Raw genomic sequence first — 374 nt, 5'->3', positions numbered from 1 at the left:
GGTTGCCTGCTTAAAATTCTCTTTAAACGATTTAAAAAAGCTTCGGAATATGTATGCCTCTTCATTTCTCACCATCTTCATTGTCACATAATACAAAGCCGTCAGAGATGCTCCTGCCGTAACAATCGGTATACAACAGATAATACAGAGAAGATTCAGCATGCAGAGATCTGCAATTTTCCCCATAAATACAAAAAACTTGTTATCCATATTAAAAAAACGACCCATATCTTACTGCTCCTTTGTTCTTAAATGTGAATCATTGTCTAACAGTATAACGAAAAAAGACAGAAAAAGCAAGCTTCACGGAAGAATCAGACGGTCAACTGTCACAAATTCCCATCCCTGCTCTGTAAACTCGTCAACCAGATCCA

The 374-nt window shown here is 37.4% G+C and carries 1 protein-coding gene; it reads right to left on the bottom strand.

Features of this window, described 5'->3' with window-relative positions; all coding sequences use genetic code 11:
* Positions 1 to 228 (bottom strand): YesL family protein (locus QVP40_RS09565; protein WP_288200453.1); only part of this gene is annotated, 228 nt, incomplete at its 3' end.
* Positions 229 to 374 lie beyond the last annotated feature (146 nt).

The sequence above is a fragment of the Blautia sp. CAG:257 genome, assembly GCF_000433815.1.
GTDB classification, from domain to species: domain Bacteria; phylum Bacillota; class Clostridia; order Lachnospirales; family Lachnospiraceae; genus Blautia_A; species Blautia_A caecimuris.
This window is presented reverse-complemented; position numbering and strand designations above follow the sequence as displayed.